This is a genomic window from Halorussus salinisoli, from assembly GCA_005239435.1.
Taxonomy (GTDB): domain Archaea; phylum Halobacteriota; class Halobacteria; order Halobacteriales; family Haladaptataceae; genus Halorussus; species Halorussus salinisoli.
Window position 1 is genome coordinate 1,294,026 of sequence record SZNP01000001.1, and the last position, 17,941, is coordinate 1,311,966.

Annotated in this window: 18 protein-coding genes; 8 read left to right on the plus strand and 10 right to left on the minus strand. The window is 65.6% G+C overall.

The window, feature by feature from the left end; translation table 11 throughout:
• Window positions 1-72: 72 nt before the first annotated feature.
• Complete coding sequence (locus E2484_RS10880; protein ID WP_321112365.1) at window positions 73-852, minus strand: PHP domain-containing protein; 780 nt, start codon at window positions 850-852, stop codon at window positions 73-75.
• 191 nt (window positions 853-1,043) lie between these two features.
• On the opposite strand from E2484_RS10880, the gene E2484_RS10885 reads away from it, so the two are divergent.
• From E2484_RS10885 to E2484_RS10895, 3 genes are all read left to right on the plus strand, one after another.
• Window positions 1,044-1,529: a DUF309 domain-containing protein gene (locus tag E2484_RS10885; RefSeq protein ID WP_137285209.1), complete on the plus strand. Its 486-nt coding sequence runs from the start codon at window positions 1,044-1,046 to the stop codon at window positions 1,527-1,529.
• A gap of 168 nt (window positions 1,530-1,697) precedes the next feature.
• Window positions 1,698-2,402 (plus strand): DUF7344 domain-containing protein, encoded by a 705-nt coding sequence (locus tag E2484_RS10890; RefSeq protein WP_137285210.1) that lies wholly within the window; start codon window positions 1,698-1,700, stop codon window positions 2,400-2,402.
• A gap of 42 nt (window positions 2,403-2,444) precedes the next feature.
• Complete coding sequence (locus E2484_RS10895; protein WP_137285211.1) at window positions 2,445-3,242, plus strand: M14 family metallopeptidase; 798 nt, start codon at window positions 2,445-2,447, stop codon at window positions 3,240-3,242.
• A 331-nt stretch (window positions 3,243-3,573) separates the two neighbouring features.
• Here the strand turns inward: E2484_RS10895 and psmA are convergent, their stop codons facing one another.
• The 6 genes from psmA to E2484_RS10925 form a co-directional block, all read right to left on the minus strand.
• Complete coding sequence (psmA, locus tag E2484_RS10900) at window positions 3,574-4,338, minus strand: archaeal proteasome endopeptidase complex subunit alpha (protein WP_137285212.1); 765 nt, start codon at window positions 4,336-4,338, stop codon at window positions 3,574-3,576.
• A gap of 4 nt (window positions 4,339-4,342) precedes the next feature.
• A complete protein-coding gene (locus tag E2484_RS10905; RefSeq protein ID WP_137285213.1) occupies window positions 4,343-4,822 on the minus strand; it encodes an Rpp14/Pop5 family protein in 480 nt (159 codons plus the stop codon).
• 181 nt (window positions 4,823-5,003) lie between these two features.
• A complete protein-coding gene (locus E2484_RS10910) occupies window positions 5,004-6,119 on the minus strand; it encodes an MBL fold metallo-hydrolase (protein WP_137285214.1) in 1,116 nt (371 codons plus the stop codon).
• A 404-nt stretch (window positions 6,120-6,523) separates the two neighbouring features.
• Window positions 6,524-7,144, minus strand: coding sequence for a class I SAM-dependent methyltransferase (locus E2484_RS10915; RefSeq protein WP_137285215.1), 621 nt, complete (start codon window positions 7,142-7,144; stop codon window positions 6,524-6,526).
• Entirely contained in the window at window positions 7,128-7,838 is a 711-nt protein-coding gene (locus E2484_RS10920) for an RNase P subunit p30 family protein (protein WP_137285216.1), read from the minus strand. The genes E2484_RS10915 and E2484_RS10920 overlap by 17 nt, the downstream gene beginning before the upstream one ends.
• A gap of 182 nt (window positions 7,839-8,020) precedes the next feature.
• Window positions 8,021-8,350 carry a hypothetical protein gene (locus E2484_RS10925; RefSeq protein WP_137285217.1) on the minus strand — a complete coding sequence of 110 codons (330 nt, stop codon included), beginning with the start codon at window positions 8,348-8,350 and terminating at the stop codon, window positions 8,021-8,023.
• Window positions 8,351-8,486: 136 nt separating this feature from the next.
• Here E2484_RS10925 and E2484_RS10930 point away from each other — a divergent pair, with 136 nt between their 5' ends.
• The 3 genes from E2484_RS10930 (at window position 8,487) to E2484_RS10940 (ending at window position 11,307) form a co-directional block, all read left to right on the plus strand.
• A complete protein-coding gene (locus tag E2484_RS10930; protein WP_137285362.1) occupies window positions 8,487-8,744 on the plus strand; it encodes a YgaP family membrane protein in 258 nt (85 codons plus the stop codon).
• Between the two features lie 109 nt (window positions 8,745-8,853).
• Complete coding sequence (locus E2484_RS10935; protein WP_137285218.1) at window positions 8,854-9,801, plus strand: HhH-GPD family protein; 948 nt, start codon at window positions 8,854-8,856, stop codon at window positions 9,799-9,801.
• An 84-nt stretch (window positions 9,802-9,885) separates the two neighbouring features.
• Entirely contained in the window at window positions 9,886-11,307 is a 1,422-nt protein-coding gene (locus E2484_RS10940) for a serpin family protein (RefSeq protein ID WP_137285219.1), read from the plus strand.
• Window positions 11,308-11,476: 169 nt separating this feature from the next.
• Here E2484_RS10940 and gdhB read toward each other — a convergent pair whose 3' ends face one another.
• The 3 genes from gdhB to E2484_RS10955 form a co-directional block, all read right to left on the minus strand.
• Window positions 11,477-12,766, minus strand: a complete 1,290-nt coding sequence (gene gdhB, locus E2484_RS10945) for a glutamate dehydrogenase GdhB (RefSeq protein ID WP_137285220.1) — start codon at window positions 12,764-12,766, stop codon at window positions 11,477-11,479.
• 8 nt (window positions 12,767-12,774) lie between these two features.
• Window positions 12,775-12,924, minus strand: a complete 150-nt coding sequence (locus E2484_RS10950; RefSeq protein WP_137285221.1) for a rubrerythrin-like domain-containing protein — start codon at window positions 12,922-12,924, stop codon at window positions 12,775-12,777.
• An 81-nt stretch (window positions 12,925-13,005) separates the two neighbouring features.
• Window positions 13,006-15,879 carry a bacterio-opsin activator domain-containing protein gene (locus E2484_RS10955; protein WP_137285222.1) on the minus strand — a complete coding sequence of 958 codons (2,874 nt, stop codon included), beginning with the start codon at window positions 15,877-15,879 and terminating at the stop codon, window positions 13,006-13,008.
• Window positions 15,880-16,240: 361 nt separating this feature from the next.
• Between E2484_RS10955 and E2484_RS10960 the strand changes: the two genes are divergently transcribed.
• Window positions 16,241-16,828, plus strand: a complete 588-nt coding sequence (locus tag E2484_RS10960; protein ID WP_137285223.1) for an NADPH-dependent FMN reductase — start codon at window positions 16,241-16,243, stop codon at window positions 16,826-16,828.
• An 83-nt stretch (window positions 16,829-16,911) separates the two neighbouring features.
• Window positions 16,912-17,931, plus strand: a complete 1,020-nt coding sequence (locus E2484_RS10965; RefSeq protein WP_137285224.1) for an NADP-dependent oxidoreductase — start codon at window positions 16,912-16,914, stop codon at window positions 17,929-17,931.
• Window positions 17,932-17,941 lie beyond the last annotated feature (10 nt).

Consider the following 17,941-nt stretch of genomic DNA (forward strand, 5'->3'; position numbering starts at 1 on the left):
CTATCGGAACTAACTGACTGGTCAGTCAAAAGCGTTCGGAAGTCGGAAGCGGCGTCCTCGACGGCGCGAAAATCAGTCGAACAACCGAATCGGTTCGGACTCGCGCTCGGCGAAGAACTCCTCGAACGCCGCCTTTCGATTCGGAATCTCGTCGGGTTCGTGGGAGTCCGACCCCGTGACGAACTCGACGCCGCGCTCCCGGAGGGCGGCCCGGAAGTCGGGCGCGGGGTGGTACTCGCCGTACCCTCGGAGGACGCGCCCGGCGTTGATTTCGGGAACCGTCCGCGACCGGCGGAAGGCGTCGGTGACCATCGCGTGGTGGTCCGCGGTGGTGTAGCCGCGGAGTTCCGGCGTGCGCTCCACGAGGTCCACGTGGGCCGCGATGGCGAACAGTTCCGACTCTACGAGGTCCACCAGTCGCTCGTAGTAGTCGTCCACGAACGCCCGGCGCTCGCGCTCGGACATCCCGGTGAAGGGCGTGCTACTCTGGACGTTGGTGCCGTCCACCCGGTGGACGCTTCCGATGGCGTAGTCGAAGTCGACCTCGTCGAGGAACACCGCGATGTCGTCCTCGTCGCGGGGCGCGTAGTCGAGTTCCACCGCGTCGAAGATTCGGAGGTCGAACTGCTCGCTGAGTCCCTCGATGCCGTCCCGCCGGAGCGGGTAGGTCTGGTCCAGGTTCATCCCGTACTCGCGCTTCTCCCGCATCAACCACTCCCGGGCGGAGACGTTGCAGTGGTCGGCGATGCCGACGCCCGCTAACCCCGCGTCGGCCGCCGCCGCGACCATCTGGCGCAGTACCGTCCCGTCGGAGTAGTTCGAGTGGACGTGATAGTCGTGGGTCACTGACACGGCCGACTGTTCGCGCTCCGTGGGCGTATCTGTTGGGATTTTGGGAGTTGTCCGCGGGTGAATACGATAGTTCGGAGTAGGAAACGATTTTACGTTCCAAAGAACCGAAAATATTTCTATCGGCGCGAGTTCGAGGGTCGGCGTACCCGACCCACCGACGAAGTTACACGGCTTCGGGCGCTCGTTCCCACATGGACGACCACACCCGCGACGAGTCGGTCGGACCACCGCGACGGGGGAGTCCGACCGGGTGGCTTCCGTCCGAGGGCCACTGGGAACACGACACGCTCCGGCGCGCGACCGCCCACGGCGTCCGCCTGTTCAACGTCGGCGAGTTCCACGAATCGCACGATTGCTTCGAGGACGAGTGGTACAACTACGGGAGCGGCACGACCGAGAGCAAGTTCCTCCACGGGATGGTCCAGGTAGCGGCGGGCGCGTACAAGCACTTCGACTTCGAGGACGACGGCGGAATGCGGTCGCTGTTCGACACTGCGTTACAGTACCTCCACGGCGTGCCCCGGGACTACTACGGGGTGGACTTGCTGGACGTGCGCGAGACGATGACGCGGGCGCTAGACGACCCTACCGTCCTCCACGGGTGGCAGATCGAACTCGACGGGACGGTCCCGACCGCCGACGATGCTGATTTCGCCTACGCCGAGTCGTTAGAGTGACCCGAACCGAAGGCTCCCCGGGGTTCTCTTCGGATTCCGTAGTTTGCCTCCGTTCTCGAACACGTAATCAACGCGAATCGACAACTTATATACCTGCCCCGGCGATGGTCTATCCAGAGTGGTCCCCAACTGCGCGCGCGGCACACTCCCCGAACAGGAGGTCACCACATGACTACGACCGACTCTCGTCCAGACTCGACGGCGAACGCCCGACCGCACAGCCCCGAGCGCGTCGCTTCGCTCGACGCCACCTTCGACGCGCTCGCGGACCGGCAGTGTCGAGTCCTGCTTCGGCACCTCGACGAGAGCGACGACGACACCCTCTCGGTGGCGGACCTCGCTGCGCGACTGACCGACGCGGCCGACGGGACCGACGCGAAAACTGCGGAGAACCGCCTGCTCGCAAGCCTCCACCACACCCACCTGCCGAAACTCGCCGACGCGGGCCTCGTGAACTACGACGCCGACAGGGGACTCGTTCGGTATCGGCCCGAATCCCGGTTCACGGCGATGGCTTCGACTATCGAGTCGTTCGAGTCGGCCGACTATCCCGTCTCGCTCGACACGGTGTTCGGCCTGTTCGCCGACTTCCGTCGCCGGACCGCGTACGTCACGCTCCTGCGACACGACGACCTGTCACTTCCGGACCTCGCCGACGAGGTGGCGGTCGCAGAGCGCGACGAACACCTCCCGAACATCGACCCCGACGACGTGTTGGAGGTCTACCTGTCGCTGTACCACACGCACGTCCCGAAACTCGCCAGCGCAGGCCTCGTGAACTACGATCAGGAGGACGACTACGTGCGGCTGACCGACACCGGCCGGGCGCTCGAACCCCCGGTCCGGGCGCTGTGCGAGTCGTCCGACGACTGAGAGTCGAAACTCTCAAGTCCGAGCATTCCGGTTCTTCCTCCGATGCGAATCGAGCAGTTAGGTGAGGGCACGCCCGAGATTGCGGTGGTCGCGGCCGTTCACGGCGACGAACCGTGTGGCGTCCGAGCCATCGAGCGCGTTCTCGCCGAGTCGCCCGCCGTCGAGCGCCCCGTCAAGTTCGTCGTCGCGAACGAAGTGGCCCTACAGCAGGGCGTTCGGTACGTCGAAGAGGACCTCAACCGCGCGTTTCCCGGCGACCCGGACGCCGACACCTACGAGCGACGGCTCGCCGCCGACCTCGCGCGCGAGGTGCGCGACTGCACCACCTTGTCGCTGCACTCCACCCAGTCGTACGCCGAACCGTTCGCGCTGGTCGATACGGTCGACGCGGTCGCGCGCTCGGTCTGTCCGTACCTCCCAGTCTCCGTGTTGGTCGAGACCGAGGCGGAGAGCGACGGCAGGCTCATCGAGTACCCCCACGTCGTGGAAGTCGAGTGCGGCCTGCAAGGCTCCGAGGAGGCGGTCGACAACGCCGTCGAACTGATTCACAGTTTCCTCGAAGCGACCGGCGCACTCCTCGACGACGAACCGGTCGCCGGCTACGACCGCGACGAGGTAGCCGTCTACCGCCTCGGCCGACCGGTGCCCAAGAACGGGGCCGACGAGTACGAGGTGTTCGCCGAGAACTTCGAGCGCGTCGCGGCGGGCGAGGCGTTCGCCGCGGCCGAGGGCAACGAACTGGTCGCCGAGGAACCCTTCTACCCCGTCCTCATGTCGCCGTACGGCTACGAGAACGTCTTCGGCTACCGCGGCGAACGCGTGGGCGTGCTGGACAGCTAAGGAATATATTTGTTTCTTTCAGACTCACTTTCACACCCTTCAGAAACAGATACGATTGTTTAGTGATGGTTCTCGAACGTCTGGATAGCCACCGCGCGCTCGGTGATACCTTCCACCGGGTAGCGCTCGGTGACGCAGAAAACGGTCTGGTGTCTGTGCCACCGGACGGGGCTTTCTGAAAAGAAGTTACTTCGACCGGTCTCTCGACAGCGGCGACTATCGTCGAGCCAACGAGATAGCACGGCGAGCGCGAGCAGTCACCAGCAGTTCAGAACGACCGGACGCGGAGAAGCCGCTACTGACCGTCTAAAACCGCGGGAAAGAAGGGTAGCTATTCCTCTTCCGGCTCGTCTTGGCTCTCGCCGCCGTCGAGCAGGTCGAGTTCGGCGAGGTACTCCTCGGTCTCGTCGTTCGAGAGTTCGAGGAACTCCTCGCTCTCGGCGTCGATGGTGGCGATGCCGACGCCTTCCGGGCTGAGGTCGTCGTCGTTGACCGACCCCAGTGCGCGGAGTGCGAGTTCGATGCCACCGTCGAGGTCCATCGCCTCGCTGTAGTTGTCTTCGAGGTACTCCTGAAGCTCGCCGCGGTCCGCGCCGACCGCGAGCGCCTTCCACTCGTAGGGCGTCCCCGAGGGGTCGGTCTCGTAGAGGCGCGGCTCGCCGTCTTCGATGCCGCCGATGATGAGCGCGACGCCGAACGGGCGCGCGCCACCGACCTGCGTGTACTGCTGGATGTGGTCGGTGACTTCCTTGGTCAGCGTCTCGACGCCGATAGGTTCGCCGTAGCGCAGGCGGTTGACCTGTGCCTGCTGTCGGGCGAAGTCGATGAGCTGGCGGGCGTCGGCGACGTGGCCCGCGGAGGCGATGCCGATGTGGTTGTCGGCCTTGTGAATCTTCTCGACGCTGGTCCGCTCCATGAGTTCGGAACGGATGCGCTTGTCCACGGCCAGCACGACGCCGCCTTCCGTGCGGACGCCGATACTCGCCGTGCCGCGTTTGACGGCCTCGCGGGCATATTCGACTTGGTAGAGCCGTCCGTCCGGGGAGAAGATGGTAATCCCACGGTCGTAGGCCTGCTGTTGGGCTTGTCCCTGCATAGTATCACTCGAAATCGAGTTCCGTCGTGCCCGCGAACGCGCCGTCGGTTCGCACGTCGAGGAGTCCGTCTCGCTCGACGGCAGACCGCTGGGCGTCCCCGAACACGACTTTTCTCTCGTCACGAATTTGGCCGTCTGCTCCTAAATACTTTTCTTCACAGGCACGGACCGTACCGCTTTTACCGCGGACGCGCAGGCCTACCGGGTCGTTTCGGATTTCGTCCACGCAGGCGAGCGCGGCGCGGGCCTCCTCGACGTGCCCGTGACGCACGCGGACGATGGCCTCACCGGTGGCGTCGCCGAAGTCGAACTGGAGAACTTCGAGGTCGGCGTCGGCGCTCCCGGCGTCGCCGAGCAGGTTCTGTGCGGCGAACCAGATGCTCCGCTGGAAGTCCCGCCGGTCGATCTCGGCGTCGGGCCACGTTTCGAGACCGACGGCGAGGTAACGCCAGCGCGGTCGGAGATGTTTGGGGAGGTGCTTCATTTGCTGGTCGTTGGTCGGGAAGTGGCTTGAAAGGCAGGTTGTCGGACCAATCGCGGCCCGGCGCTCGGGAGTTTATCACTCGAAGCTACGGTTCAATTTTAGATGTTGACGCTGGTGGGGTACACGCGGATGCCCTCGGCCGTCGGAGAGCCGTACGAGAGCGAGGAGTAACGGAGGAACTTCAGTTCGCGGCGCAGTTGTTGGGGCCGAGTTCGAGTTCCTCGGCGTTCTGGGTCAGCGCCTCCTTCCCCCAGTTGATGGACTTGATCTGGTTGTAGTTCGCCGGTTCGTCCGAGAGGCTCTCGACGATGGTCTCGACGAACTGCTCGCGGTCGTCCATGCCGAAGAGTTCGTTGGTGTCTTCGAGTTCGCCGAGCGTGGTGGCGAGCGGCCGGACCGTCTCGTCGTCGAAGTGGCCCGGCAGGGCGAGCGCGTCGTCGGACAGGTCGGCGAGGCGGTCGAGACTGTCGAAGAGGCGGCGCGCTCCCTCGCGCACGTCCGTCTCGGTGTCGCCTTCGAGGTCGGGTCGGCCCACGCTGTCGATGAACAGCGTGTCTCCCGAGAGCAGGGCGTCGCCGACGTGGAGCGAGACGCTGCCGGGCGTGTGGCCGGGCGTGTGGAGCACGTCGAGACTCCGGTCACCGACCGTCACTGTGTCGCCGTCGGCCAGCGACTCGTACACGCCGAGTTCGCCGGCGTCGGCTTCGTGGAGGTGGTACGGAACGCCGTGTTCGGCCGCCAGAGTTCGCCCGCCGCTGACGTGGTCGGCGTGGGCGTGCGTGTCGACTGTGCCCACGATTTCGACGCCGTACTCGTCGGCGAGGTCGAGGTACTCCTCGACGTACAGGCTCGGGTCCACGACAACGGCCTCGTCGCCGTCGTGGACGAGGTAGGAGACGCAGCCAGTACCGGGCCGGACGACCTGCACTACGCCGTCCACGCCCTCGACCTCGTACGAGACGTGAACGCGCCCCCAGCCGTTCATGCCGTCGGCGACCGACTTGGCGTCGTAGCCTCGGTCTTGGAGGAATCCCGCAGCGGAGTCCGAGGTGATGCCAGCGACGCAGACGACGGCTATCTCCTCGTCCTCGGGAATCTCGTCGAGCGACTCCTCCAGACCGGAGAGGTCGCCGTCGAGCAACTGGTCGTAGATAGGGAGATTGTAACTTCCGTCGATGGCCCACTCCTCGTAGTCGTCCTCGTTGCGAACGTCGAGGATGAAGAGGTCCTCGTCGTCTCGTCGGTCGGCTACCTCTTCGGGACTGATGGTCGGGCTCTCTTGTGCTGTCTTGCTCATTACGGGCAATACTATTTGGCGGAGACCGATAAACCTGATGGGGGAATTCGCGCAGTCTGTCGAAACCGATGACAGCTGCTTCGTATCCGGATGCGTCGGCGGGCTATCTTCTCCAGATGTGTTCTCCTCGGGAAGAACCAGACGTAGCCGTCTGGTGGGGAACGTTGACCAGTTCGATATTGTTTTGTTGGGACAAGACGAACTGGTCGGGGTATCGACGCTGTGATTGGAGAACCGTCGGCTTCGACGAAGAACAGCGAGCGCAAGAAGACGGAGACACAGAGAGACAGATGATAGAAACCTATAGATAGTTAATAGAAACCTATTGGTGGGTGATAGGTATATATGGGAAGTTATCAGATACCTATGGGAAACTTTAACCCCGCCAGAAATCGACCGACGAACTACTCCTCGACCGATTCTCCGCGCTCGGCCACCAACACGCCGACCTGCTCGTGAACTCGCTCCACCGCAGTCAACGCGAACCCGGCCTCGGTCAGTACGTCGGCGAGATGCCCGACCGTCGAGGGGTCGTCCACCTCGGGACTGTAGAACGGTTCGTCGGGGTTCGGTTCGCCGAAGAACATCACGTCGCCCAACACGAACTTCCGCGGCCCGAGTTCCGCGATAGCTTCGACGGCCTCGCGCTTCTCCCCGTCGCTGAGGTGGTGCATGGCGAAGTTCGAGACGGCGATATCGGCGCTCTCGACGTTGGGTTCGCGGAATCGCCCCTCGCCGAACTCCACGTTCTCGATGCCCTGCTCGTCGGCCTTCTCCCGCGCTCGCTCCATCATCCCCTCGCTGATGTCCCGGCCGACGACCTCGCCCGCGTCGTCGGCGAGAGCGAGCGCGATGGCTCCGGTGCCGGTTCCCAGGTCCGCCACGGTGTCCTCGGGACCGGGGTCCGCGTGGTCTACCACCAGCGAGACGCAGGCGCGGTACTCCTCGGTGTCGTTCTGGCTGTCGTCGTACTCGCCCGCTACGTCGTCGAAGCGAGAGGCGTGCTCCTCAAGACTCTTCTTCATATTTACCGCGTTTGACGCCCGGTGCAATGAACTCGTCGGACATGCGCTCGCGGTTGCGCTCGGCGAGGACGACCCACGCTTCCAGACCCTCTCGAATCTGTTCGGCGGAGAAGCCGATGGTCTCGCCCACCGCGGCGAGTTCGCGCGGTGCCCGCAACTGGAGGTGCGAGTGGGGGTTCGCGCTGACGACGAACGGCGCGTCGTACTGCTCCACTATCTCCCGAAGCTTTCGGAGGTCCTGTAGGGCCTGCACGCGCGGCCCGCCGTCGTCTCGGAGGACGCGCGAGAGGTCGAACTCCACGCGAGTCCCGTGTTCGGCCGCGGCCTTCGCCAGCACGTGGTTGAAGTCGCCGCGACCCCGCATCGGGTGGGCCAGCACGTCCACGCGGTCGGACTCGACCGCGAAGCGATTCAGCGCGTTGGTCCCGCCGTGGACCGCCAGAATCGTCTGCTTGGGTCGGTAGTTGCCGACGTGGCCGGCCGCGACTTCGGGGTCGTCGGCCCGGACTTCGATGGCCTCGACCACGTCCACGCCGTACTCGTCGCCGATTCGCTCCGCGTCGTAGTCGGCAGTCGCGTCGCTGTGGTTGCGCACGACCACGCCGTCGAAGTCGTACTCGGCGGCGGTGGCCGCGAAGCGCGCCACGGTGCTGTCGCCGTCGGGGTGGGCGTGGACGCCTTCGTAGAGTGGCATGTGTGGCTGTTCTCTCGTCGTGGCTGTTCTCGCGGCGTCGGTTTGGGTCTGTCCCTTCGACTTCGGAACTCGTCTGCGACGGAGGCCTCACGTTCGGTCGGCAAGACGATTCACGAGTCCGTGTTCGGTGAGAAGTCGTGAAACCGTGGTCGGTGGTCCCACCGGATTGGTGCGCGACCGATTCAGAACTGATACCGTCGGTCGTCCTTCTGCTGTTGCTGGGGGAACTGGTTGCCGCCGGTCATCTCGTCGTAGGTCATGCCCGAGAGATACTCGTCGTAGGTCACGTCGTACTCGCTCCGGAGGTGGAAGTCGAGGTTCCCCGTGTCGACTGCCGTCTGAAACAGCATGTGGACCGCACGCCGGAGGAGCTCCTCGCCGTCCTCGGGGTCGAACGCGGCGTTCAGCATCGCCAGTTCGTTTCGGGTCTCGCGGTCGAGCGACACCGAAATATCGTCGCCGAGGTCGGTGTACTCGCCCTCCAACTCGTCCTGTAGGTCGTCGAGACTCATGCGCGGAAGGTCGCCCCCTGAGCGGAAACGCTTTTCGACTGGTCGAATCCGGACTTCTTTCGAGCGAGTGTTCGGGTAGTATTGTTGGGAACGTTCAAGGCTCTCTGCGGTCTATCTCTACGTTGGAGGTGAGATGATGCAAAAGAACGTGGGTGGATTCGACCGAACCGTGCGGTTGGTGATCGGCCCGGTGCTCCTGGTAGTCGTCCTCGCGTGGCTACTCGGCGCAATCGCGCTCGACCTGTGGCTCGTCGTGGTCGCACTGCTCGTCGGCGCGATTCTGACCGTCACCGGACTGACCCAGAAGTGCCCGGCCAACAGCGTGCTGGGGACGAACACGCTCGGCGAGGTGGGCGAGACCGAGGACGAGTCCGCGGGGGAGACGCCGCGCTGAACCGAACTATTTTCGTCACACCGAGTCGGGAGCGCCTCGCATCGGATTCGATAGGCCCACCGGCACGGAACCGCCGACCCTTTATCCGACTCGTCCCTACCTCGTGCTAATGAGTCGATCGGACGCCGAATCGGACTCCGACTACTCGCTCCCCGACGACCTCCCGGCGGTCCGCGACGCCCTGGTCTCGTGGTACGAGGAGGACCACCGACCGTTTCCGTGGCGCGAGACCGACGACGCCTACGAGATTCTGGTGTCAGAGGTCATGAGCCAGCAGACCCAACTCGGTCGGGTCGTAGAAGCGTGGGAGGCCTTCCTCGACAACTGGCCGACCCCGTCCGACCTCGCAGACGCCGACCGGGCCGACGTGGTGGGGTTCTGGACCGACCACAGCCTCGGCTACAACAACCGGGCGAAGTACCTCCACGAGGCCGCCGAGCAGGTGGTCTCGGAGTACGACGGCGAGTTCCCCCGGACTCCCGACGAACTCCAGAACCTGATGGGCGTCGGTCCGTACACCGCCAACGCTGTCGCCTCGTTCGCGTTCAACGACGGCGACGCCGTGGTCGATACCAACGTCAAGCGCGTCCTCCACCGCGCCTTCGACGTGCCAGACGACGACGCCGCGTTCGAGGCGGCCGCCAGCGAGGCGATGCCCGAGGGCGAGTCTCGCGTCTGGAACAACGCCATCATGGAACTGGGCGGCGTGGCCTGCGAGCAGTCGCCCAAGTGCGACTCGGCGGGATGCCCGTGGCGCGAGTGGTGTCACGCCTACGAGACCGGCGATTTTACGGCCCCCGACGTGCCGACGCAGCCGAGTTTCGAGGGGAGCAGGCGGCAGTTCCGCGGCAAAGTGATATCCGTCCTGAAGGAGTACGACGAACTTCCGCTGTCGAAACTCGGCCCTCGCGTCCGAGTCGATTACGCGCCGGAGGGCGAGTACGGCCGGGAGTGGCTCGGAGGACTACTCTCCGATTTGGCCGACGACGGACTGGTCGAAGTCGAGGAGAGCGACTCGGAGTCCGAAAGCGAGACGGTCGCGCGACTCCGGCGATAACACAGTTTCGACCGTCCGACCGTAACTGAAACGCCCGCTTCACCCTACAGAAAGCGTTTATCCTCGCCCGTAAAACGACCGAGTATGACCCTCCGACGCCGCGAAACCCTCGCGCTGACCGGTGCCCTCCTCGCCGGACTCGCGGGATGTACGGGAAGCGACGACCCGCAGACGACCGACACGACCACCGCTACGACTCCTGGCACCACCGCGGGCGAACCGCCGACCGACGGGACGACCGAAACGACCACCAGTTTCGAGGACCTCGACGCCCCACCGTTTCCCCGAATCGACCCCGTGACCGACCCCGAGGTCTCCGAGGACCTGCTCGCCGACCAGATCCGGGGCAACGTCGGGTTCGCGCTCGACCTCCTCGCGGTCCTGCGCGACCAGCAGGACGACCCCAACCTGTTCGTCTCGCCGTACAGCGTCTCGGTCGCGCTGGCGATGACCTACGCTGGCGCTCGCGGGACTACCGCCGAAGAGATGGCCGACGCGCTCAACTTCGTCCTCGGGCGGGACGACCTGCATCCGGCGTTCGGGTCGCTGGAGACCGAGTTCGCGCGGCGCAACGAGGACGGGCAGGAGGCGAACGTCCGGACCGCGCCCGACGACGACGATTCGGACCCCGGCCCGGCGTTCGAGTTCACCACCGCGAACTCGGTGTGGGGCCAAGAGGACTACCCCTTCCGCGAGGAGTTCCTCGACCTGCTCGACGCCTACTACGGCGCGGGCCTGAACCTCGTGGACTTCGAGGGCGACTCCGAGGCGGCCCGCGAACGAATCAACGAGTGGGTCGCCGAGCAGACCGACGACCGAATCGAGGACCTGCTCCCGCAGGGGTCCATCGACACGATGACCCGCCTCGTGCTGACGAACGCCATCTACTTCTCCGCCCGGTGGCAGTACCCCTTCTCCGAGGAGAGCACCGAACCCCGACCGTTCACCGCGCTGGGTGGGTCGACGGCGGAGGTGCCGACGATGCACCAGTCGGTCGAGACCCAGTACGCCCGAATCGACGGCCACCAGTTGGTCGAACTCCCCTACGCCAACGCCGAGACGAGCATGGTCGTCGTCCTCCCCGCCGAAGGCGAGTTCGAGGCGTTCGAGGAGTCGCTCACGGTGGACCGCCTCGCCATCATGCTCGACCAGACGACCACGGCGCTGGTGGACCTCGCGCTCCCGAAGTTCGAGGTCGAGTCGGCGTTCAGTCTGGTCGAGGCGATGAAAACCCTGGGCATGACGGAGGCGTTCACCGGGGCCGACTTCGGTGGGATGGCAGAGGGCGGCGACCTGCAAGTCAGCGATATCGTCCACCAGAGCTTCGTCTCCGTGGACGAACGCGGCACCGAGGCCGCGGCCGCGACGGCCGTGATAATGGAGGAGAGCCTCCCGCCCAAGCAGGTCGAGATGACCGTCGACAGGCCGTTCTTGTTCTACATTCGGGACCGCCCGACCGAGACGCCGCTGTTCTTCGGGCGCGTGACCGACCTCTCCGGTCAGTAATCGACTCGTTTCTCCGAAAAATAACCGACCGCACTTCCCGCCCCTGACCCGGCGCATTGGCGTTCGTCCGAGCAAGCAAATCCCTAATTCTCTTGGCGAATCGAACCCAATGCGCCCGCCGTCTCCGGAGTTCGCTTCGCTGGCGTCGGCGATTCGGTGCGAGCGTTCGCTACGGCCAGAGACCTCTGCTCGCTTTCGCTTCACCGACGCGTCCGAGCGCGACGACGTAGGCGGCGTCGCGCCAACTCACGTCACCCGCTTCGACCTCTCGGCGAACGTCGTCCCACGCCGAGAGCATGTGGGATTCGAGTTCGTCGTTGACGCGTTCGAGCGACCACTGGCGGCGGTTGATGTCCTGCAACCACTCGAAGTACGAGACGGTGACCCCGCCCGCGTTGGCGAGGATGTCCGGAATCACGGGAACGTCGCGCTCTTCGAGGATGGTGTCGGCGGCCGAAGTGGTCGGGCCGTTCGCGCCCTCCACGACGATGTCGGCCTGCACGTCGTCGGCGTTGTCCGCAGTGAGGACGTTCCCGATGGCGGCCGGAATCAACACGTCTACGTCGAGTTCGAGGACTTCCTCGTTCGTGAGCATGTTCGGCGCGTCGTACTGCATCACGGCTTCGGGTTGCTCCTCGTGGGAGGGAACCGCGTGGGTGTCGAGACCGGTGGTGTCGTAGGCCGCGCCGTTCACGTCGCTGACGGCGACCACGTCGGCACCCCAGTCGTCGAGCAGTCGGGCGGCGTTCGCGCCGACGCTCCCGAAGCCTTGCACCGCCACCGTGGCCTCGTCGACGTCGATGTCGTAGTACTGCAGGGCCTCCCGTGCGATGATGGCGACCGAGCGACCCGGCGCTTCCTCGCGTCCCTCGCTCCCGCCGATGACTGGCGGTTTCCCGGTGACGACGCCGGGGATGGTCTCGCCCTCTTGCATCGAGTAGGCGTCCATGAACCACGCCATCGTCTGGGCGTCGGTCCCCATGTCCGGCGCGGGGATGTCCCGTTTCGGACCGATGGTGTCCCGAATCTCCTCGGCGAACCGGCGGGTCAGGCGCTCTTTCTCGCCGGTACTGAGGTCCTTGGGGTTCACGACGACGCCGCCCTTCGCGCCGCCGAAGGGCAGGTCCATGACCGCGCACTTCCACGTCATCCACATCGAGAGACCGACGCACTCCTCGGCCGTCACGTCGGGGTGGAATCGCAGGCCGCCCTTGTACGGGCCGCGCACGTCGTCGTGCTGAGCGCGGTAGCCCGTGAACACCTCGACCGACCCGTCGTCGCGCTTCAGCGGGACGCCGACTTCCACCACCCGGGTCGGGTGTTTGAGGCGTTCGATGATGCCGTCGTCCACGTCCACTTGCGTGGCCGCCGCCGAGAGCTGTCGCAGGGCCGTTTCGAGCGCCGATTCGGTCTCCGAGTAGTCGTCTTCCTCGCGGTCGTCGAGGGTATTGGTTGCCATGGATACAGTTACTCGCAGGGCATCCGTCGATTGCGCATCGTGGTCCCACAGTCGTCGCAACCGCCGGGGTGACTGCTGGCGCTCACCGTCACGCCACAGTTGAGACACTCGTACTCGTAATCTGCGTCCGCGTCGTAGTCGGGGTCGCGGTCTCTCATTCGGTAAATATTGCTAAGGAACTACGGCACCATGGTCTGGGTTGTTTAATAGTAACCCGTGACTATCGACTCCCCGGTTTACTATTCAACCTTCGTCGGCCGAGACCGGTTCTCGAACAGCGACCCGAACAGTTTCCGCTGGATTCGGCGGACGTGGTCGTAGAACGCCGTGTGCGAGATGTCCAACATCGACGCCACGTCCCGACCAGTCACGTCGCGCTTCGAGTCGAAGAACCCGGCGTGGTAGGCCATCTGTGCGACCTCGAGTTGTCGCTCGGTGAGGTCGTCCAGGAGGCGACCGGGGCGGCCCTTCGTGTCGAGCGCCCGGGTCTGCTCGCGCTGTGCGACCGGTTCGGCCCCGTCGTAGGTGTTCGAGACCACCTCGTCTATCGACCGCGTCGTGACCGAGTCGGGCACGTCCACGGTCAGCGAGAGACCGTCGGGCGTCGCTCGCATCCGGCGGAGGACCGCCCCGTGGTCGGCGAGTACCGTCGTCACGAAGTCGCCTCGGACCCGCAGACCCACGAGACCGCCGTCGTCGGTCTCACGAATCGGTTCGGCGTCCACGATGCCGACGAACTCTTCGACCGACGCTACCACGCGGTCGAGTTCCGCGCCTTCGACGATGGCGAACACCAGCGTCGTGCCGTCGTCTCGCACCACGTCGCCCTCGACTTTCAGAGATCCGCCGGTCTCGCTCGCGAGTCGCTGGAGAACCGCGCTCGGGTCCGAAATCCGGTATTCGAGTTCGACCACCGTGTCGCTCCGGAGGGCCTCCTTGCGCTGGACCGCGTTGATGGCCGACGCCACGGTGTCGCCGAGTTCGCGGAGTACCGACCGGACCATCTCGTCGAAGGCGTCCGGTCGGTCGGCGTAGACGTTCAGCGTCCCGAACAGCACGTCGTCGTACACGAGCGGAATCGACAGTACCGACTGGAAGTCTCGGGACACCGCTTCCTTGCACCACGTCCCCGTCCGGAGGTGTTCGGCCACGTTCGAGACGAGCGTCGCCTCGCGGTCGTCGGCCGCTCGGACGCTCGGTTCGAGAGTATCGGCGTCGGGACCGAACTCCAACGGTACGCTGTCGAGATACCCCTGCTCGTCTCCGGCCCACGCCCGCGGACGAAGCGTCTGGTTCAGCGTCGCGGTTTCGCCGATCCACGCGAACCGAAACCGGTCGTCCGCGGTCAGTCGCTCGCAGACGTCCGCCTCTATCTTCTCGCGGGACTCCGCGCCGACCAGCGCCTGGTCTATCTCGCGGATGAACTCGTTCACCCGATTGAGTTGCGAGAGTCGCTCGTTCTGGCGCTGGAGCGTCCGGTCGCGCTCCCGGAGTTCGCTCTCGCGCTCGACGCGGTCGAACGCCGCTTCGGTCGTCGCCGCCAGCAGTTCCGCGACCTCTTCGCCGACCTCGTCGAAGGTCTCGTCGTCGGCCGCGGCCGCCACGAAGACGCCGTGGTCGGCCAGCGGAACGGCGACGTAGTCGCTACAGGACGAGAGGAGCGCCTGCTGGCGTCCGGTCGGGTCGCTCGGGTCGTCCTCGCACGTTCGGGTCTCGTCTTCCACGAAGGCCCGACTGACGACGGTGCCCCGGTCGAGGCGGAGGTCGGGGAGCGACCCGAGCAACTGGTCGAACTCGTCGGACACCGCGGTCGGGTAGAGGACGTTCTCCTCGCGGTCGAACTGGTAGACCGCCGCCGCGGCCGACGGGAGAATCGAGGCCGCGTCCGACACGATTCGGTCGGCGATTTCGGGTTTCGTCTCGGCGTAGAGGAGGCTTCGACTGGTCTGGTGGAGTTGCGTGAGCGCCCGTTCGCGCTGTTTCCGCTTGGTGATGTCCCGGCAACTGTACAGGGTCGTCCCGCCCTGAATCGAGACCCGTCGGACGTTGACCAGCAGGGTGTGTTCCCGGCCGTCCTCGTCGGTCGCGGTACATTCGATGTTGGTGAGGACGCCCTCGGAGTCGAGTCGCTCGCGGTCGAAGAGGTCCTCGCCGAGGAGCGCGTCGATGGTTCCGAGGTCGTGAATCTGTTCCGCGCTGTAGCCGAAAATGAAGTGGACGTTCGGGCAGACGTAGGTGAACTCGCCGTCGTCGTCGGTGACGAGGACGGTGTCGGTCATGTTGTTCAGCGTGACGCGGTGGAGTTCCTCGGACTCGCGGAGTTCCTCTTCGAGTCGGACGCGCTCGGCGACTTCCCGCCCCTCCACGACGAGGCGAACGACCTCGTCGGCGTCGTCCGTGACGGGACGAACCGTGAACTCGAACCGGACGTCGCCCGCTCCGTCCGGCAGTCCGGCCTCGAACTCGGCGTACTCGCCCCGGCGGGCGCGATGCACGGCCCGCTGGAGGTCTCGGTGGGAGTCGTCGGTGCCGGTCCAGGGGAGCCCCCAGAACCGCTTTCCGAGGACGCTACTCTCGTCGGTTCCCAGAACCCCGAGCGCGCCGCGATTCACGCGGACGACGGTTCCGTCGGTGTCGAGGACGGCCGTGAACTGGTCCGGCGTGGCGAAGAACGACTCGAACTGGTCGGCTTTCGCGCTCCGTCGGCGCTCCTCGTCTCGTCGCTCGACCGCCTCTCGGCACCGACGCCGGAGGTCGGCCGGGTCGGCGTCCGTCGGAACGTAGTCGGCGACGCCCGCCGCGATGGCCTCGCTCGCGAGCGATTCGGTCCCGTCGTCGGGTGCCAAGACGAAGGCGGCGGCGACTCCGCGCGACCGGAGGTTCGACAGCAGTTCGAGACCGGTCGTCCCGTCGAGTCGATGCGCGGCGACGACGCAATCGACGTCGGCGCGTCGGTCGGTCGCCCGCGCTATCGCCTGTTCGGCCGTCGAGACGGCCCGTACGGAAAGTGCGTCGTCGGCCGCCAACTTCGGTCGAATCCTCTCGCACCACCGGTCGGGTCCCGCGAGGAGGACGCGGTCGGTGGCAGGTCGAGAAGACCGATTCGTATCCATCGTCGCCGTCTTGGTGCTGTGAGCGAATAAGAATGTCCGTTGTCGCCGACTGGTAGCGTGCGGATACGCGGTGGAACGAGAGTTGCGTTCTCGAAAGCCAACTGGAAACCGGTCGCGCGTATCTGAACACCGCCACCGACTCTTCACCGCCACTGACTCTCCACAGCCGTTGACTCCCCCGAGTTGGCCAGACTGGTGTCGAGAACAACTATATCGTTGCTTATATTGTATTTATATTTGTATATAACGCAAAAATACTGCTGAAGCCGGTAGCGAGCGAATCGGCGAGTACGTCGATGGAACGACGCGCGAACGCCGACCGGCACCCAGCTATTTGTCGCTCGCCTCCGACCAACCTCGTATGCCAGAAACACCGCACGTCGTCGCGATCTGCGGAAGCCTGCGAGACGAGAGCGTCACCAGAGTCGGGCTTGAACACGCCCTGGCGGGCGTCGAAGAGGCGGGCGGAGAGACCGAACTGCTCGACCTGCGAGGGTACGAGTTGCCCGCGTACGACCCGGACGTGGACGACGAAGACGCGGGCGATGCCGCCCGACTCGCCCGCGAGGTGCGGGAGGCCGACGCCGTCCTGCTCGGGTCGCCGATGTACCACGGGTCGTACTCGTCGGTGCTGAAGACCGCGCTCGACTACTGCGGATTCGACGAGTTCGAGCACAAGACGGTCGGCCTGCTCGCGGTCTCGGGCGGGAGTTTCCCCATCACGGCGCTCGAACACCTCCGGTCGGTCTGCCGGGCGCTCGACGCGTGGGTCCTGCCTCATCAGGCCGCGGTGCCGCGCTCGCACTCCGCGGTTCGGGACGGGACGTTCACCGACGAGAGCGTCGAGGAGCGCGTCCGGGAACTCGGCCGGGAGGTCGTCCACTACGCCAACATCGAACCGAGTCCGCCGACGATGGAGAGCGAGGAGAACGTCGGCGCGGTAGAGTAGCGACCGCTCGTCGCACCCCTCCCGTCCCGACCGTCTCTGCCCCTACCGCAGGCCCCTTCCGGGTGGCGGTCCTCGGTGTGGGTATGCCGGAGACTAACCGGAAGTACCTACTGGCGAAGCGTCCCGACGGCAAACCCGACCGAGACACATTCGAGTTGGTCGAGGAGGACGTGCCGGAACCGGGACCGGGCGAGGTGCTGGTTCGCACGCTCTACCTCTCGGTCGACCCCTACATGCGGGGACGGATGGACGCCGGGGAGTCGTACGCCGACCCGTGGGAGGTCGGCGACCCGCTACGGGCGGGGGTCGTCGGCGAAGTCGTCGAGTCCAACGGCACGAACTTCGAGGAGGGCGACGTGGTGACGGGCAACCTCCAGTGGGCCGACTACGCGACGGCGCGTGGCAGCGACCTCCAGTCGGTGAACCCCGACCTCGGGCCGATTTCGACCGCGCTCGGCGTCCTCGGGATGCCGGGCCGCACCGCCTACTTCGGCACCCGCGAGGTCGCACGACCGAAGGCCGGCGACACGTTCGTCGTCACGGGCGCGGCGGGAGCGGTCGGCTCCGTCGCGGGCCAGATCGCGAAGCTCTCGGGCGCTCGCGTCGTCGGCTTCGCCGGGTCCGACGAGAAGGTCGCGTTCCTCGAAGACGAACTCGGCTTCGACGCCGGCATCAACTACGAGGAGACCGACGACTACCGCGCGGCGCTCGACGAGGCCGCTCCGGACGGGGTCGATAGCTACTTCGACAACGTGGGCGGTCCCATCACCGACGCCGTCTTCTCGAAACTGAACGTCGACGCCCGCGTCGCTATCTGTGGCCAGATTTCGCTGTACAACGCCGAGGAGATGCCGACCGGACCGCGAAAGCTCGGAAAGCTCATCGAGACGCGGGCCAGGGTCGAGGGCTTCCTCGTCGGAGACTTCGCTCCGCGGTTCGAGCAAGCGACGCGGCAACTCGGCGAGTGGGTCGCCGAGGACGAGATTCGGTACCGCGAGACCGTCACCGAGGGACTGGAGAACGCTCCCGACGCCTTCCTCGGCCTGTTCGAGGGCGAGAATATCGGCAAACAGCTCGTGCAGGTCGGCGAACGCGAGGCGTAGCGCTCTCCGG

Bases quoted from the DNA above. Each gene is read 5' to 3' on its own strand.
- E2484_RS10925 (WP_137285217.1), bottom strand. From the start codon at position 8,350: ATGAGTCTCGACGACCTACAGGACGAGTTGGAGGGCGAGTACACCGAC.
- E2484_RS10920 (WP_137285216.1), bottom strand. From the start codon at position 7,838: ATGCCACTCTACGAAGGCGTCCACGCCCACCCCGACGGCGACAGCACC.
- E2484_RS10935 (WP_137285218.1), top strand. From the start codon at position 8,854: ATGAGTCGATCGGACGCCGAATCGGACTCCGACTACTCGCTCCCCGAC.
- E2484_RS10940 (WP_137285219.1), top strand. From the start codon at position 9,886: ATGACCCTCCGACGCCGCGAAACCCTCGCGCTGACCGGTGCCCTCCTC.
- E2484_RS10950 (WP_137285221.1), bottom strand. From the start codon at position 12,924: ATGAGAGACCGCGACCCCGACTACGACGCGGACGCAGATTACGAGTAC.
- psmA (WP_137285212.1), bottom strand. From the start codon at position 4,338: ATGCAGGGACAAGCCCAACAGCAGGCCTACGACCGTGGGATTACCATC.
- E2484_RS10960 (WP_137285223.1), top strand. From the start codon at position 16,241: ATGCCAGAAACACCGCACGTCGTCGCGATCTGCGGAAGCCTGCGAGAC.
- E2484_RS10895 (WP_137285211.1), top strand. From the start codon at position 2,445: ATGCGAATCGAGCAGTTAGGTGAGGGCACGCCCGAGATTGCGGTGGTC.
- E2484_RS10890 (WP_137285210.1), top strand. From the start codon at position 1,698: ATGACTACGACCGACTCTCGTCCAGACTCGACGGCGAACGCCCGACCG.
- E2484_RS10965 (WP_137285224.1), top strand. From the start codon at position 16,912: ATGCCGGAGACTAACCGGAAGTACCTACTGGCGAAGCGTCCCGACGGC.
- gdhB (WP_137285220.1), bottom strand. From the start codon at position 12,766: ATGGCAACCAATACCCTCGACGACCGCGAGGAAGACGACTACTCGGAG.
- E2484_RS10910 (WP_137285214.1), bottom strand. From the start codon at position 6,119: ATGAGCAAGACAGCACAAGAGAGCCCGACCATCAGTCCCGAAGAGGTA.
- E2484_RS10885 (WP_137285209.1), top strand. From the start codon at position 1,044: ATGGACGACCACACCCGCGACGAGTCGGTCGGACCACCGCGACGGGGG.
- E2484_RS10955 (WP_137285222.1), bottom strand. From the start codon at position 15,879: ATGGATACGAATCGGTCTTCTCGACCTGCCACCGACCGCGTCCTCCTC.
- E2484_RS10930 (WP_137285362.1), top strand. From the start codon at position 8,487: ATGCAAAAGAACGTGGGTGGATTCGACCGAACCGTGCGGTTGGTGATC.
- E2484_RS10915 (WP_137285215.1), bottom strand. From the start codon at position 7,144: ATGAAGAAGAGTCTTGAGGAGCACGCCTCTCGCTTCGACGACGTAGCG.
- E2484_RS10905 (WP_137285213.1), bottom strand. From the start codon at position 4,822: ATGAAGCACCTCCCCAAACATCTCCGACCGCGCTGGCGTTACCTCGCC.